Consider the following 15,749-nt stretch of genomic DNA (forward strand, 5'->3'; position numbering starts at 1 on the left):
ATTTGGTGCGAGGCGCGGGCGACCTAGGGCCGCCCGCGCTTCGACTGCCTACTGGACGTTGGCGCCGACGACGGCGTCCCAGTTCTTGGTAATCGTTTCCTTCGCCACACCCTGTTCCTCAAGCGTCGGGAACACGGCTTTTTCATAGGACTCCGCAGGCGGCAGCTTATCGAGCAGCTCCTGCGGAATCTTGCCGTTCTTGGCCAGATCGTTGAAGCGGATCGGATGGCAATAGCCCTTCAGCCAACCGAGTTGCCCTTCATCGGAATAGAGGTATTCCATCCAGAGCTTGGCGGCGTTCGGATGCGGCGCATAGGCGCTGATCGCCTGAACATAAACGCCGGCTACGACGCCGGTTTTCGGCACCACGACTTCCGCGGGCGGATTGTCGAGGAAGCCATCGCGCCATGCCAGAGCATTATAATCCCAAGCAACCGCGATCGGCGTTGCGCCCTGAGCGATCGGAGCCGCCTTTGCGGTGATCGGCACGAAATTGCCCTTGGCGTTCAACTCCTTGAAGAACTCCAGCCCCTTCTCGCCGGAGGTCTTGGCATCGGTCGCTCCGCTCGCCAGGCCAGCGGCGTAAACTGCCTGGATTGCCTGGTTGGACGTGCGCGGATCGCCAGAAAGCGAAACCGAATTCGCATACTCGTCCTTGAGAAGGTCGGCCCAATCCTGCGGCACATTCTTCACGATATCGGTGTTCACGATGAAGGCGAGAACGCCGTAATAATCGCCATACCAATAGCCGTCGGCATCCTTGGCCGAATCCGGGATCGTGTCCCAGGTCGACACCTTGTAAGGCTGTATCAGGTCTTCGGCCTTGGCCGTCGGGCCGAAGGAGAGGCCGACGTCTATAACGTCCGGAGCCTGCGGACCCTTATTGTCCTTGTTTGCCTTGATCGCCTCGATCTCGTCGGCCGAACCGGCGTCGGGGTTGAGTTCGTTGATCGTGATTTCAGGATACTTCGCCTTGAAGCCGGCGATGACATCGCCATAGCCACACCAATTGTGGGGCAGCGCGATCGTGGTCAGTTGGCCCTCCGCCTTCGCGGCGGCGACCAGTTCGTCCATGGACTGGGCAGAGGTAATTGCCGTCGCTGCCATCAGCGATGCGGCGGTAAGGGAAAGGACCTTTCCCGTAAACTTGAACATGTGTTCTCTCCGTTGAACTGACGCCATTGGACGCCTGCGATGCGGTTACCGGCATTCGATGACAGACAGATGAAAATGCGGCCGCCCGGACCCCCCAGGCAGGAAAAAGTTAACTACTTTTCTATGCTTGTGGCAATCGCGGCCATTGTTTTCCGGCTAACGATTTTCGCCTGTTCGATTTTGCTCCCCCTCCCTTATTTAGAGTTCTACCTGCCAGAGCCTTGCACCGCGCCGGCGATCGAATTGTCGAGCAGCGCAAGCGCCGCTTTCCGCGTCAGCTTCACCGGGTTTCCGCCCGCCGTCGGATCGACGATCGCCATGTCGGCGATCAGCGCCTTGCGCTTCTTGTCCATGTCGAGCCCCTTGATAAGGTCCGGCAGCGCATGCGGCACGCCCAGTTCCTTGCGCAGCTTGAGCACGGCCTTGGCAAAGCCGTCGAACCCGCCCTTGATGCCGATATAGGCGGCAAGCCTGGCGATGCGCTCTTCGACAGCGTCGCGGTTGAAGGCCAGCACATAGGGCATGAACACGGCGTTGGTCATGCCGTGATGGGTGTCGTAGAGAGCGCCGATCGGGTGCGACAGCGAGTGGATGGCGCCGAGGCCCTTCTGGAAGGCGGCGGCGCCCATGGCGGCGGCGCTCATCATATGCGCGCGGGCGGCCAGATCCTTGCCGTTGGCGTATGCCCTGGGCAGGTTCTCGAATACGAGCCTTATCCCCTCGATCGCGATGCCGTCGGCCATCGGATGATAGCCCGGCGCGCAATAGGCTTCGAGGCAGTGGGCGAAGGCGTCCATGCCTGTTCCCGCCGTGATGAAGGGAGGCATTCCGACCGTCAGTTCGGGATCGGCGATCACGATCGCGGGCAGCAGCTTCGGATGGAAGATGACCTTCTTGGTGTGGGTTTCCTCATGGGTGATAACGCCGGCACGGCCGACCTCGGAGCCAGTGCCGGCGGTGGTCGGCACGGCGACGATCGGCGCGATGGCGTCGGAATTAGCGCGCGTCCACCAGTCGCCGATGTCCTCGAAATCCCAGACCGGCCGCGTCTGGCCGGCCTGGAAGGCGATCAGCTTGCCGAGATCGAGGCCCGATCCACCGCCGAAGGCGATGACGCCGTCATGCTTGCCCTTTTTGAAGACCTCGATGCCGGCCGTCAGGTTGGATTCGACCGGATTGGGCTTCACGTCCGAAAACACGCCGTAAGGAATCCTGGCGTCGTCCAGCAACTTCAGCGTGCTGGCCACGACCGGCAGCTTCGCCAGGCCGGGATCGGTGACGAAAAGCGGCCGCTTGATGCCGGCAGCGGCAAGCGCATCCGGCAATTCGGAAATGCGCCCTGCGCCGAAGCGGACGGTAGTCGGGTAATTCCATTTGGAAACGAGTTTGGTCATCAAATGTACTTTCGAAGAAATCAGATTGTTTCGCGCAGGTGATACGATTTCGGCCGGGTCAGATTCTCGTAGCCGACGACCGACATGGCGCCGCCCTTCCCGGTTTCCTTGACCCCCGTCCAGACCAGGCCGGGATCGACATAGTCGCAGCGGTTCATAAACACCGTGCCGGTCTCGACGCGGTCACCGATCGCGGCGGCGCGGTCGGTGTCGGTGGTCCAGATGGAGGCGGTCAGCCCGTAGGGGCTGTCGTTCATCAGCGCAATGGCCTCCTCGTCGTTGCGCACCTTCATGATGCCGACGATCGGGCCGAAGCTTTCCTCGCGCATGACGCTCATCTGGTGATCGACATTAGTCAGCACTTCCGGCGCCAGATAGGGCGAGCCTTCGCGGTCGTTATCGACCTTCATGCCGATATGCGCGGCCGCGCCCTTGCGCAGCGCTTCCGCCTTCTGCTCGCGGATGAAATCGGCAAAGCGGGCCTGCGCCATCGGCCCCATCGTGGTTGCCTGGTCGAGCGGATTGCCGACCACGTAGTTCTTCGTCTCGGCGATGAAGCCTTCGACGAATTCGTCGTAGACCTTCTCGTGCACGTAGACGCGCTCGATGCCGCAGCAGCACTGGCCGGAATTGTAGAAGGCTCCGTCGACGAGATTGGCCACAGCGTGTTCGAGTTTCACATCCGGCAGCACATAGGCCGGATCCTTGCCGCCGAGTTCGAGGCCGAGCGTCATGAAGGTGCCCGCCGCCGCCTTCTCGATGGCGCGCCCGCCGGCGACCGAGCCGGTGAAGTTGACGTGGTCGATCTTGCCGGAGCCGAGCAATTTCTCGGTCTGCGCATGATTGAGCACGATGTTCTGAAAGACGCCTTTCGGCAGCCCGGCCTGTTCGAAGGCCTTTGCGAAACGCTCGCCGACCAGCAGCGTCTGCGCCGCGTGCTTGAGGATCACGGTGTTGCCGGCCATCAAAGCGGGCACGATCGAATTGACGGCGGTTAGATACGGATAATTCCACGGCGCGATGACGAACACCACGCCGAGCGGCTCCTTCTTGAGATAGCGGCGAAAGCCCGGCCGGTCCTCCGGAACGTACGGCGCCAGCGCCTTCTCGGCGAGCGCCACCATGTAGCGGGTACGCTCCTCGACGCCGCCCTTCTCCCCGCCGTAGCGCGTCGGCCGGCCCATCTGCCAGGCAAGTTCGGGCACGATCTCGTCGTTCATGGCCAGCAGCGCCTCGAGGAAAGCGAGCAGGTATTTGCCGCGCTCGGCGATCGGGGTCTCGGCCCAGCCGGCCTGCGCCGCCCTCGCCCGCTCGACGGCGGCATTGACCGCCTGATCGGTTGCGACCGGCCGCTCGGCATAGATCGAGCCGTCGATGGGGGATTTGAGCTTGATGGTTTCCGTCATGAAATTTCCCCGTCTTGTTGTTCTAGCAGGAGATTACCTGCACGTGTCCTTGGTCGGCGTAGTCTATGATTTTGCGATCACGCGTCATGATGCGATAGCCATGCTCCCGTGCGGTCGCGATGAAAAGACGGTCGAAGGGATCCCTCGGTGGATTCCCAGGAAGAAACGAGGCATTGATCAGAATGTCGGTCGTGAGCATCGCCATTTCAGAAAACGGGGGGATGACCAGACTGTCAAACCAGGATCGGACAGACATCGTCGACGACACTTGCCGCCGTGCGACCAGCATTCCCATCTCCCAGGCGCTGGTCGGCGAAACCATCACAGGTATCCGCGCTTCAGCGCTTTCATCAAGCGCCGCCTTGGCTGTCGGGTCTAGCTTCGCCTCCTCCGTAATCCAGATGGCCGCGCAGGTGTCGAGCAGTATGTTCCCGGGCACATGTCAGTCCCTGACCTCAGGCCCATATTTCCGATCCAGATAGTCAGCCAACTCCGGATCGGCCGGCTCTGTGAGATCGACGCCGGGAAGCAAGGTAATCACCCCCTTCAAACGACCGAACAACGGGTGTCGCCGCACTGGGCGCTCGAATTCTGCCTGCGGGCTTTCGCCGAATCCTTCCAGCGGCGCGGCGTGGACGACAGGTTGAACACGGGCAAACACAACGCTCTCCCCAGCAACATCTACATCCTCCGACTGGAATCCTGCCGCCACCCACTCCCTGGTCATGGGATTGTTGCTGGGGTTGTTGCTCCACCAGGCAGGATACTTCTTCGAAGCGGGCAGCTTTTCCCCGATCAGGCGCTCGATCTCGTCGAACGACATCGGAACCCGATCTTTGTCTTGCCTCGCCAGATATGAACGCAACGGTGTGTACTTTCCCATTTTCGTATCTCCAGGCTGAACTGTAGCCACACTACAGCTTCAGTTAAGCTGGATCAACGTTGATTAAAGCTTTAGTACCTTTCGAAACCTCGGTGCAGTTCCCAGTCTGTGATGCGGCGATCGTATTCCAACTGCTCCCAGCGGGCCGTGTGCAGGTAATGCTCGATCACGTCTTCGCCGAATGCTTCCTTCAGCATCCGCGACGTCGCCAACGTCTCGGTCGCCTCGCGCAAGGTCTTGGGAATTTCCGGCAGTTCCGCTGCCTGGTAGGCGTCGCCGACGAAAGGCTTCTGCAGCTCCAGCTTCTCGTCGATGCCGGCGAGCCCGGCAGCAATCAGCGCCGCGAACGCCAGATAGGGGTTGAGGTCGGCGCCGCCGATGCGGCACTCCATGCGAATGCCCTTGGTGCCCTCGCCGCAAAGGCGGAAGCCGGCAGTGCGGTTGTCCTCGCTCCACATGATCTTGGTCGGCGCGAATGTGCCGGACTGAAAACGCTTGTAGGAATTGATGTAGGGAGCCAGGAACCAGGTGAATTCCTTGGCGTATTTGAGCTGGCCCGCGGCCCATTGCTGGCCGAGCCGGCTCAGCGTCCATTCGCTGTTCTTGTCGTAGAAAAGCGGCGTCTTGCCGTCGGCGCTCCACAGCGAATTGTGGATATGGCTCGAATTGCCGGCGAGGCCGTAATTGTACTTGGCCATGAAGCTGATGGCCTTGCCCATGCTGTCGGCGATTTCCTTGGCGCCGTTCTTCAGGATGACGTGGCGGTCCGCCATTTCCAGCACTTCGGCGTAGCGGACGTTGATCTCCTCCTGGCCGGGTCCCCACTCGCCTTTGGAGTTCTCTATCGGGATGCCGGCCGCCTCCATCTCGTTGCGCAGCCGGCGCATCACGCCCTCTTCCTTGGTCGTGATGCCGATCAGGTAGTCGCCGATGTAGGGCGAAGCCGTCTCGAGGTGTTGCCAATGCTTGGCGCGGGCGGATTCATAGGTTTCGCTGAACAGGTAGAATTCGAGTTCGGACGCGAAATAGGCGAGATAGCCGCGCTCCTGGAGGCGCTTGACCTGCTTGCGCAGGATCGCGCGAGGCGAATGCGGCAGATCGTCATGCGTGTGGTGATCGAGCACATCGCAGAGGACCAGCGCGGTCTTCTCCAGCCACGGGACGCGGCGGATCGTCGACAGGTCGGGCTTCATGACGAAGTCGCCATAACCTTTCGACCAGCTTGCCGCCTTATAGCCGGGCACCGGCTCCATATCGATGTCGTTGGCCAGCAGATAGTTGCAGCCATGCGTCTCGTCATAGGCCGACTCGACGAAATATTTGGCCAGAAAGCGTTTGCCGACGAGCCGCCCCTGCATATCGACGGCGCAGGCCAGCACAGTGTCGATCTCGTTTCCGGCGACCGCCGTTTTCAATTCATCGAACGAAACATTTCCGGCCATTCTTTACTACTCCGCAGCCCTGGCTGGCGCATCAAGGTTTCAAATTGAAGGCCCGGCCGCCGAAACGGCCGAGCGCTTTTAAGTTGGTTCCGAAGCGAGGCTCAGCCGTAGCGATAGGGCGGTCCGGCTTTCTGCATCAATGTACGATAGTCGCGCAGTATCTTGACCACCTTGGCGGTGCGCTCGCTAGTTGCGGAAATCTCGTCCCAGAACTTCTCGCCCTCGGCTTCCACGGTCGCCCATTCAGCGTCGGGGATCGTCGTCAGCTCCATTTTGCCGCCATTCACCCGAAGGTCGGCCTCGCCTGCCCAGTACCAGTGGAGCCGGTAGTAGTGCGAGGAGTCCATGGTGAGCTTGAACAGCTCCTGGAGATGCGGCGGCACGGCGTTCCAGCGCTCGGTGTTGGCGAAGAACGAGCCGATCCAGGCGCCGGCGATATTGTTGGTGAGGAAGTATTTGGTGACGTCGGCCCAGCCCACCGTGTAGTCCTCGGTGATGCCGGACCAGGCGATGCCGTCGAGTTCCCCGGTCTGCACGGCCACTTCGATGTCCTCCCAGGGCAGCGTGACCGGAACAACGCCGAAGCGCGACAGGAACTTGCCGGCTGTCGGGAAGGTGAAGACGCGCTTGCCCTTGAGATCCTCAAGGCTCCTGATCGGCTCCTTGGTGTTGAAGTGGCAGGGATCCCACGAGCCGGCCGACAGCCAGGTGACGTTCTCGACCTCGCCATAGGCTTCCTGCCAGATTTCAGCCAAGCCGTGCTTGTAGAACAGCGCCTGAACATCGAGCGAATAGCGGGTGGCAAACGGGAAGTAGCCGCCGAAGACGCGAACGTCGACCGGCGCAGCCATGGAATCGTCGTCCGACTGGACCGCATCGATGGTGCCGTTCTGCATGGCGCGAAACAGTTCTCCGGTCGGCACGAGCTGGTCGGCATAGAACAGCTCGATCTCCATCTCGCCGTTCGCCGCCTTGTTGAAAGCGTCGATCGCCGGCTTGATGACATGTTCGCCGAGCGCCGGGCCGGCGTAGGTCTGCAGGCGCCATTTGATCGGCGCCTGCGCCCTGACGATGTTCGGCGCCGCCAGCGTCGTCGCGCCAGCGGCAGTCACCAGGCCCGCCTTGGTCAGAAATGTGCGTCTTGATTGCATGATAGGTCTCCACTCTGTTGGCTTCGTTTGATCGCCGCTTGCCGCGGCTGTTATCGGTCGGTTTCTTCTTTCTCAGTCGTCTCGCGCGCCGCCGCCGTCACTGCCGCAAATAGAGATGCTGCGGTAGCCATAGCGCAATCTGCGGAAACACCATGACGATGACCAACGCCAGGAGCATCACGGCTACGAAGGGAATGATGGAGCGGTAGATGTCTCCGAGCGAGACCTCTGGCGGCGCCATGGCGCGCATAAGGAACAGATTGTAACCGAAGGGCGGCGTCATGTACGCAATCTGGCAGGTGATCGTGTAGAGCACGCCGTACCAGATGAGGTCGAAGCCGAGCAGCTTGACCAGCGGCACATAGAGCGGTGCGACAATGACCAGCATCGCCGTGTCGTCGAGGAACATGCCCATGATCAGGTAGGAGAGCTGCATCATGATCAGGATTTGCCAGGGCGTCAGCCCTAGCTGGTCTATGAAGAAGCTCTCGATGGCCTTCACCGCGCCGAGCCCGTCGAACACAGCACCGAAAGCAAGCGCGGCGACAATGATCCACATGAACATGCAGGAAATGCCGAGCGTCTTGCGGACCGCGGTGTGCAGCACACGCAAAGTGAGCCGGCCCTTCGCCACGGCGACGATAGTGGCCGCCACCGCGCCGACCGCCGAGCTTTCCACCAGGCTGGTGACACCCATGAGAAAAAGGCCGGTCATCATGAAGAAAATGAAAAACGGCGCGATGCCGGCCGAAAGCAGCTTCAGCTTCTCCTTGATCGGCATTGCCCGCTCGTCGGCCGGCAGCACCGGACCAAGCTGAGGCTGGATCAGGCAGCGGACGACGATGTAGAGAACGAACAGCCCGGCCATGAGCAGCCCGGGGAAGACGCCTGCGAGCCAAAGCTGGCCGACCGGCTGGCGTGCGATCATGGCGTAGAGGACGAGCACCACCGATGGCGGAATGAGGATACCGAGCGACGAGCCGGCCTGGATGACGCCAGTGACCATTACCTTGTCGTAGCCTCGCCGCAAGAGTTCGGGCAGCGCGATCGTCGCGCCGATCGCCATTCCCGCGACGCTCAAGCCGTTCATCGCCGAGATGACCACCATCAGCAGGATCGTACCGATCGCAAGGCCGCCGCGAACAGGGCCGAACCAGACGTGGAACATCTTGTAGAGATCATCGGCAATGCCGGTCTCCGACATGACGTAGCCCATGTAGATGAACATCGGCAGCGTCAGAAGCGGATACCACTTCATGATCTTCATCGCCTGGTTGAAGCCCATCTCCGAGCCCCCGGTTCCCCACAGGAAGAAGGCGAAGATGACGGCGACAAAACCGATCGCCGCGAAGACGCGCTGCCCTGTGATCATGAGCAGCATCATCAGCGCGAACATCAGGATGGCGATGAGTTCGTAGCTCACTGGGTGTTCTCCCCGCGAGCCGCCGCGATATCCTTGAAGAATTCCGCGATCGCCTGAAGCAGCATCAGGACGATGCCGACGCACATGACGATCTTGATAGGCGCCATATAGGGTGACCAGGACGAATAGCTGGTTTCGCCGTAGCGGATCGCATAGCCGGTGCTGGAAATGCCGCCGTAAAGCATGAAGCCGAGATAGACGATCAGGAAGAAGATGGTGAAGATGTCGACGCCGGCGCGACGGCGCGGCGACCAGCGGCCGTACCAGAGATCCATGCGGACATGGGAATCGTCGATCAACGAATAGCCGCCACCGAGCATGAAATAGGCGACCATCAGAAACTGGGCCATTTCAAGGGTCCAGAGCGGCGGAATGGCAACCGTCTTGACGATGGATGAATAGAGAAGCACTCCGATCATCACGAAGATGAGATACATCGAGAACAGGCCGACGACACGGTTTATTGCCTCGACGCCTCGCACGAAAGCTCTCATCGCCCTAGGCAATTTCCCTACCTCCGTTCGCCATTGCCTTCTCCAGATTGCCGCCCGGCGCCGACCCTTCGCCGAGTTCCAGGACGGTCAGGATGGGAGCGAGAAGCCCCGCCCATTTCCGCTGGCCGGCTTCGTCGCCGATCTCGTCATTGCGGATTTCTATCATGGCGCAGGGGAGCCCGCGCGAGCGCCCGTGACGTTCCAGCGTGAAATAGACGCGATCGGCCGGCGAATAGGGCTCGTTGTCGCCGACGACGATGCCTTCCGACGATTTCAGCGCCGCGATCATGGGATCGGCGATACTCCGGTCCTCGTCATGCAATATGCCGATATGCCAGGGCCGCTTCACTCCCTTGTAGACGGGGGTGAAGGAATGGACGGAAACGAGCATGGTTCCCCGGTCCTGCAACAGCCTTCCCTTTATCAGTTGTTCGACCGCTTCGTGAAAGGGCTGCCATGACAATGCGACACGAGCCTGGCGATCCTCAAGCGAAAGGTTCGCGTTGCCCGGAACAGCCGTCGCCTCGCTGACCGGGCAGATCAGGTCGGGCGCGTCGAGCGGCCGGTTGCAGTCGATCAGCAGGCGAGAGAGCCGGGATTCGATCAGCGTTGCATCGAGCGCCTTGGACAATCGGCGGGCGACCGGCAACGCCCCCGGATCCCAGGCGATATGGCTTTCGAGCTCGCGCTTTCCGAGGCCAAGACCTCCAAAGCGTTTGGGAATGAAGTTCGATGCGTGATCGCAAATGAGGACGATCGGACTACGACCGTTGCGGTTCGTGATCCGGACGGCATTGGTGATTGCGTGCTCGCCTTGCAGCGCGGGTTCCATTGTGTCGTCGTCCCCTGAGGCGCCGTATCGTATGTTACGTATTTTGTTTCATTGCGCCTCGATGAATGATTTCATACACATTCGGAAGCTTTGTCAAACGCGTTCGCGCTGTTGATGATGCAAAGGTGGGGAGATGCGTGGGCCGGGATCGGCCGCGCGTTGTGGGAGGGTTCATTGGCATTGAGCATTGCGGAACTGATCGCCGATCGCATCGACACGATGCCGGCCAGCGAACGCCGCGCCGCGCAGACGCTGATCGCCAGCTATCCGATGATCGGCCTGAAGACGGTCGCCGACTTCTCGATGCAGGCGGGCGTCAGTTCGCCGACGATCCTGCGCTTCGTTTCCCGCCTCGGCTTCCAGAATTATCCCGAATTCCAGTCGGCGTTGCAGGATGAGCTTGCCGCGCAGCTCCAGTCGCCGCTGTCGCGCACCGCTTCGCCCTCGTCGCATGGCCGTGGCGAAGCTTCGCCGATGCTGGAGGCGACGCTCGAGAACATTCGCGAGACATTCCGGCACGTCTCGGAAAAGCAGATGCGCGAAATCGTGATGCTGCTTTCCAATCCGCGCGCCAAGACCTTCCTGATCGGCGGCCGCTTCACCGACCCGGTGGCGCGCTACATGGCGGCGCATCTGACGATCATCCGGCCCAACGTCTTCCACCTGACAGGCCAGGAAAGCAATTGGCGCGACCAGTTGATCGACATGGGCAAGCGTGACGTGCTGCTGATCTTCGACATCCGCCGCTATCAGGACAGCCTGGTCCGCTTCGCGGAGAAGGCGCATCAGCGCGGCGTGCAGATCGTGCTTTTCACCGACCAATGGCTGTCGCCCATTGCCCGCTTCGCCCGCCATGTCATCGCCGGGCGCACGGCGGTCCCCTCGCCGTGGGATTCGTCCTCCGCCCTCTTCGTGGTTGCCGAAGCGCTGATCGGCGAGATCACGCGCGAACTGGAGGCCGAGAGCGCAAGACGCATCCGCGAGATGGAGGATCTGCGCTGAAAATCAGACTTTCGTGATTTTGGCCAAGGCGGGGTGCGGTGTGATATTACAGATATTTAAGGTGCGGACCGGCCTGCGAATTGTCATAAAGGCCGCGTACTGATTTCCGGGTGCTTTTGCGCCCGAAAGTTCCCCGGCTCGCTTTTCGGTACGGCAGAGGCCGGGTGGACACGAAGCCGACTGCCGACCGGAGTGCCGATGGCCGCCTGGAAACAATTTCTTATCGCCGCCGTCATCCTCGTGGCGGCTGCCGCGGGCTGGGTGCGGTTTTTCCCCGGTGCACCGGAAATGCTCGCAGACTGGGGGATCGAATGGGCGTTGGCAGCTACGCCCAAATCCGAAAATGCAGCCAATAGCGGCCGTCGTCAGGGCGGGGAACGGGAGACGGGCCTTCAGACCGCGGTCGTGACACGGCCAGTCACTCCCGCCACGATCAACGACCGGCTGTCGGCGATCGGCACCGGCCGCGCCGACAAGTCTGTTGTCGTCAAACCCTACTCGGCCGGCCGGCTGACCGAACTGGCTGTTGCCTCGGGCAGCCGCATCCGCGCCGGCGACGTCATCGCGAGGCTCGACGCCGACACAGAGGAGATCGCGGTCGACCGGGCGCGCATCGCCATGGCCGACGCCGAGGCGCGCGTCGAGCGGATCAAGGCGCTGCGTTCGTCCAACACCGCCACCGCCGTCCAGATGACCGAAGCGGAACTGGCGCTCGAAAATGCGCGCCTGGGAGTGCGTGACGCCCAGCTTGCGCTCGAGCGCCGTTCCATCGTCGCGCCGATCTCCGGCATTGTCGGCATAATCCCGGTAGAGGCCGGCAACTACGTCACCACCGAGACGGCCATCGCCACACTCGACGACCGCTCCAGCATCATCGTCGATTTCTGGGTGCCGGAACGCTACGCCAGCGCCATTACCGTCGGCATGCCGATGAGCGCCACCTCCATCGCGCGCCCCAACCAGGTATTCGAAGGCGCGGTCAGCGCGGTCGACAACCGCCTCGACGAGGCCAGCCGCACGCTGCATGTGCGGGCGCGCATCGGCAATCCCGACGATACACTGCGGGCGGGCATGTCCTTCCAGGTCTCGATGCGCTTTGCCGGCGACACCTATCCGTCGGTCGATCCGCTGGCCATCCAGTGGGGCGCCGACGGAGCCTTCGTCTGGGCGATAGGCGAAGACGGCAGGGCCAAGCGCACGCCGGTTCGCATCGTCCAGCGCAACACGGAGAGCGTCCTGATCGACGCAGACATACGCGCCGGCGTCGAAGTGGTCACGGAGGGCATCCACGTCGTCCGCGAGGGCGCCGAACTGCTCATTGCCGGCCGCGAACCCGCGGCATCGGCCATGCCGACGCCGCTCGCCTCCGGCAGCGGCTCCTGAGGCGCCGCTATGGCTGCAAACCAGGATCCCAACAGCGAAAAAGGCATGACGGCGCTTTTCGTGCGCCGCCCGGTGCTGGCCTTCGTCTTGAACACGCTGATCGTGGTGGCGGGTCTTGCGGCCCTGGCCGGCGTCGAGATTCGGGAGCTGCCGGATGTCGACCGGCCCGTCATCTCCATTTCCACCGATTTCACCGGCGCCGCCGCGGAAACCATCGACCGCGAACTGACGGCCATCGTGGAAGGCGCGGTCTCGCGCGTGGCCGGTGTGGAAGCAATATCGTCGACCTCTTCCTTCGGCCGCAGCCGGGTCACGGTCGAGTTCGGCGATGATGTCGATCTCGATGCCGCAGCCTCCGATATGCGCGACGCAGTGAGCAGGGTCCAGAACCAGCTTCCCGATCTGGCCGACATACCGCGCATCGTGAAGGCCGACGCCAACGCGCAAGCGGTGCTGCGCCTGGCCGTCACTTCGCAGGACATGTCCGTCGAGGACATGACCGTGCTGATCGAGGAGGAGGTGGTTGACGCCTTCGCCGCGGTTCCCGGCGTGGCCGATGTGCAGGTCTACGGCGATCGCGACAAGATCTTCCGGGTGGACATCAATCAGGCGCGCCTCGCCGGCCATGGCATGACTGTCGCCGATATCAGCAGCGCCCTGTCATCAATGGCCTTCGACGCACCGGCGGGATCGCTGACCAGCAACACGCAGGATCTGGTCGTGCGCGCAACGGCGTCGCTGACGACCCCGGAGGCTTTCGAGAACATCATCATCGGTGACGGCCGTACCCGTCTGGGCGACGTCGCGACCGTCACGCTCGGTCCCGACCTGGGAGAGTCGCGTCTTCGCGCCAACGGCGCCACCGGCATCGGCCTCGGCATCGTGCGGCAGGCTCAGTCGAACACTCTGGACATCTCCGAGGGCGTGCGCGCAGCGGCGGCGAAGCTCAACGAGACGCTCCCCGAAGGCATGGAAATCCGCGTCACCAGCGACGACGCGACCTTCATCGAGGGCGCTATCCATGAGGTCGAGATCGCCCTTGGCCTTTCGGTGTCGTTGGTGCTGCTCGTCATCTTCCTGTTCCTCTGGGATTGGCGCGCGACCCTCATTCCCGGCTTCTCCATGCCGGTCGCGCTGATCGGGACCGTCGCGGCGATCTACCTGGCCGGCTTCTCGATCAACATCCTGACCCTGCTGGCGCTGGTCCTGGCCACCGGCCTCGTCGTCGACGACGCCATCGTCGTTCTCGAAAACATTGTGCGTCTGCGCAACCAGGGCATGGGCCCGCGCGCCGCCGCCGTGCTGGGCGCGAAGGAGGTGTTCTTCGCGGTGATCGCCACCACGGCGACGCTGATCGCGGTGTTCGTTCCCCTGTCCTTCCTGCCCGGCCAGACCGGCGGCCTGTTCCGGGAATTCGGCTTCGTGCTGGCGTGTTCGGTCGCCCTGTCCGCAGTGGTCGCGCTCTCGCTTTGTCCCATGCTCGCCTCGAGAATGCTCCGCGGCCATGCCGGCGAGGAGCGGACCGGCGTCGCCGCGCGTGTCGGCCAGAGCCTGGCCGGCCTCTACCGCCGCCTGCTTCGCGCCTGCCTGAACGCTCCCGCGCTGGTCGTCCTGGCGTCAGTGCTTTTCGGCGCGGCGGCGTTCGGCATCTCCGGCTCCATCCAGCAGGAACTCACTCCGCCCGAGGACCGCTCGTCGGCCTTCCTGCGCATCACCGCGCCGCAAGGCGTCAGCCTCGACTACCTGTCGCAGAAAATGCGCGAGATCGAGCAGCTGGTCGCCCCCATGCGCCAGTCGGGTGAGATTCGAAACACTTTCGGCATCGCCGGATCGAACAGCTCGTCCAATAGCGGCTTCATGGTGCTGTCTCTCGCGCCATGGCACGAGCGCGAGCGCACCCAGCAGCAAATCGTCGACGAGGTCGAAAATCTGATGCGGCAGGTGCCGGGCGTAAGGGTCTTCGCCGCCCAGCCGAACAGCCTGGGCATTCGCGGCGCCGGCAGTGGCCTGCAATTCGCGGTCGCCGGCAACAACTACGCCGACCTCGGCAAGGCCGCAGCCGCGATCGTCGCGGAGATGGAGAAGGATCCCCGCTTCCAGCAGCCTCGGCTTTCCACCGACACCACGCAGCCGCAGCTTTCCGTGGGCATCGACCGCGAACGCGCGTCCGACGTCGGCATCGACATAGCCGGGCTGGCCGAAGCCATGCAGTCCATGCTCGACGGGCGCGAAGTCGGCTCGGTTTTCATCGATGATCGTGCCTATGACGTCAAATTCGTTTCGACCACCAACCCGATCAACGACCCGACGGATCTTGAGAATGTTTACCTTCGCGCCGGCGATGGCCGTTTCGTTCCGATGTCGACGATCGCCAGCCTGACCGAACAGGCTGTGCCGCCGTCGCTGGCGCGTGAGCAGCAATTGCGCGCCGTCGCCGTCACCTCGGGACTGCGCGACGACTTTGCCCTCGGCGCCGCCTACGAGGTCGCGCAGGAGATAGCGGCCCCGCTGCTCCCTGCCGGCAGCCGCATCATACCGCTCGCTGAAACGGCGACGCTCGGCGAACAGTCGAGCAGCATGTTCGTGATATTCGGCTTCGCCATCGTCATCATCCTGCTTGTGCTCGCCGCCCAGTTCGAGAGCTTCGTCAGCGCCATCATCATCATGGCGACAGTGCCGCTCGGCCTCGCCTGCGCGGTTTTCGCGATGCTGCTGACGGGGACCAGCCTCAATGTCTACAGCCAGATCGGCCTGGTCATGCTGGTCGGCATCATGGCCAAGAACGGCATTCTCATCGTCGAATTCGCCAACCAGCTCCGCGACAGGGGCATGGGCGTGCGCGAAGCGATCGAGGAGGCGTCGAACATCCGCCTGCGGCCGGTGCTGATGACCATGATCTGCACCATCCTGGGTGGCCTGCCGCTGGTTCTGGCGAGCGGCGCCGGGGCCGAAGCGCGCATCGCGCTCGGCTGGATCATCGTCGGCGGGCTTGGCCTGGCGACCGCATCGACGCTGTTCCTGACGCCCGTCGCCTATCTGCTGCTCGGACGGTTCGTGACGCCGAAGATCGAGGAAGAGGCGCGGCTGAAGCGCGAACTCGACGAGGCAGCCTATACAAGCATGGAACCGGCGGAGTAGCGCCGGACCTCCTCTCGTTCGGCTTCGTCCGGCTCTTCGGCCCGAT

Annotated in this window: 13 protein-coding genes; 3 read left to right on the forward strand and 10 right to left on the reverse strand. The window is 62.6% G+C overall.

What is annotated here, in order from left to right:
- Positions 1-48: 48 nt before the first annotated feature.
- The 10 genes from G6N73_RS11470 to G6N73_RS11515 form a co-directional block, all read right to left on the reverse strand.
- On the reverse strand, positions 49-1,155 hold the full coding sequence (locus tag G6N73_RS11470) for an ABC transporter substrate-binding protein (protein WP_165027673.1): 1,107 nt from the start codon (positions 1,153-1,155) through the stop codon (positions 49-51).
- 206 nt (positions 1,156-1,361) lie between these two features.
- On the reverse strand, positions 1,362-2,549 hold the full coding sequence (locus tag G6N73_RS11475) for an iron-containing alcohol dehydrogenase (RefSeq protein ID WP_165027675.1): 1,188 nt from the start codon (positions 2,547-2,549) through the stop codon (positions 1,362-1,364).
- 20 nt (positions 2,550-2,569) lie between these two features.
- On the reverse strand, positions 2,570-3,955 hold the full coding sequence (locus G6N73_RS11480; protein ID WP_165027677.1) for an aldehyde dehydrogenase family protein: 1,386 nt from the start codon (positions 3,953-3,955) through the stop codon (positions 2,570-2,572).
- Between the two features lie 22 nt (positions 3,956-3,977).
- Positions 3,978-4,394, reverse strand: coding sequence for a PIN domain-containing protein (locus G6N73_RS11485; protein ID WP_165027679.1), 417 nt, complete (start codon positions 4,392-4,394; stop codon positions 3,978-3,980).
- A 3-nt stretch (positions 4,395-4,397) separates the two neighbouring features.
- Complete coding sequence (locus G6N73_RS11490) at positions 4,398-4,838, reverse strand: DUF7662 domain-containing protein (RefSeq protein ID WP_165027681.1); 441 nt, start codon at positions 4,836-4,838, stop codon at positions 4,398-4,400.
- A gap of 71 nt (positions 4,839-4,909) precedes the next feature.
- Positions 4,910-6,280 (reverse strand): glutamine synthetase family protein, encoded by a 1,371-nt coding sequence (locus G6N73_RS11495; protein ID WP_165027683.1) that lies wholly within the window; start codon positions 6,278-6,280, stop codon positions 4,910-4,912.
- A 101-nt stretch (positions 6,281-6,381) separates the two neighbouring features.
- Entirely contained in the window at positions 6,382-7,431 is a 1,050-nt protein-coding gene (locus G6N73_RS11500) for a TRAP transporter substrate-binding protein (RefSeq protein ID WP_165027685.1), read from the reverse strand.
- 97 nt (positions 7,432-7,528) lie between these two features.
- On the reverse strand, positions 7,529-8,854 hold the full coding sequence (locus tag G6N73_RS11505; RefSeq protein ID WP_165027687.1) for a TRAP transporter large permease subunit: 1,326 nt from the start codon (positions 8,852-8,854) through the stop codon (positions 7,529-7,531).
- Complete coding sequence (locus G6N73_RS11510; protein WP_425484073.1) at positions 8,851-9,348, reverse strand: TRAP transporter small permease subunit; 498 nt, start codon at positions 9,346-9,348, stop codon at positions 8,851-8,853. The genes G6N73_RS11505 and G6N73_RS11510 overlap by 4 nt, the downstream gene beginning before the upstream one ends.
- 4 nt (positions 9,349-9,352) lie before the next feature.
- Positions 9,353-10,180, reverse strand: coding sequence for an N-formylglutamate amidohydrolase (locus tag G6N73_RS11515; RefSeq protein WP_165027690.1), 828 nt, complete (start codon positions 10,178-10,180; stop codon positions 9,353-9,355).
- Positions 10,181-10,354: 174 nt separating this feature from the next.
- On the opposite strand from G6N73_RS11515, the gene G6N73_RS11520 reads away from it, so the two are divergent.
- From G6N73_RS11520 to G6N73_RS11530, 3 genes are all read left to right on the forward strand, one after another.
- Positions 10,355-11,182: a MurR/RpiR family transcriptional regulator gene (locus G6N73_RS11520; protein WP_165027692.1), complete on the forward strand. Its 828-nt coding sequence runs from the start codon at positions 10,355-10,357 to the stop codon at positions 11,180-11,182.
- 198 nt (positions 11,183-11,380) lie between these two features.
- Positions 11,381-12,565 (forward strand): efflux RND transporter periplasmic adaptor subunit, encoded by a 1,185-nt coding sequence (locus G6N73_RS11525; protein ID WP_165027693.1) that lies wholly within the window; start codon positions 11,381-11,383, stop codon positions 12,563-12,565.
- 9 nt (positions 12,566-12,574) lie between these two features.
- On the forward strand, positions 12,575-15,703 hold the full coding sequence (locus tag G6N73_RS11530; protein ID WP_165027695.1) for an efflux RND transporter permease subunit: 3,129 nt from the start codon (positions 12,575-12,577) through the stop codon (positions 15,701-15,703).
- The last annotated feature ends 46 nt before the right edge of the window (positions 15,704-15,749 follow it).

The organism is Allomesorhizobium camelthorni (assembly GCF_011045125.1).
GTDB lineage: Bacteria > Pseudomonadota > Alphaproteobacteria > Rhizobiales > Rhizobiaceae > Allomesorhizobium > Allomesorhizobium camelthorni.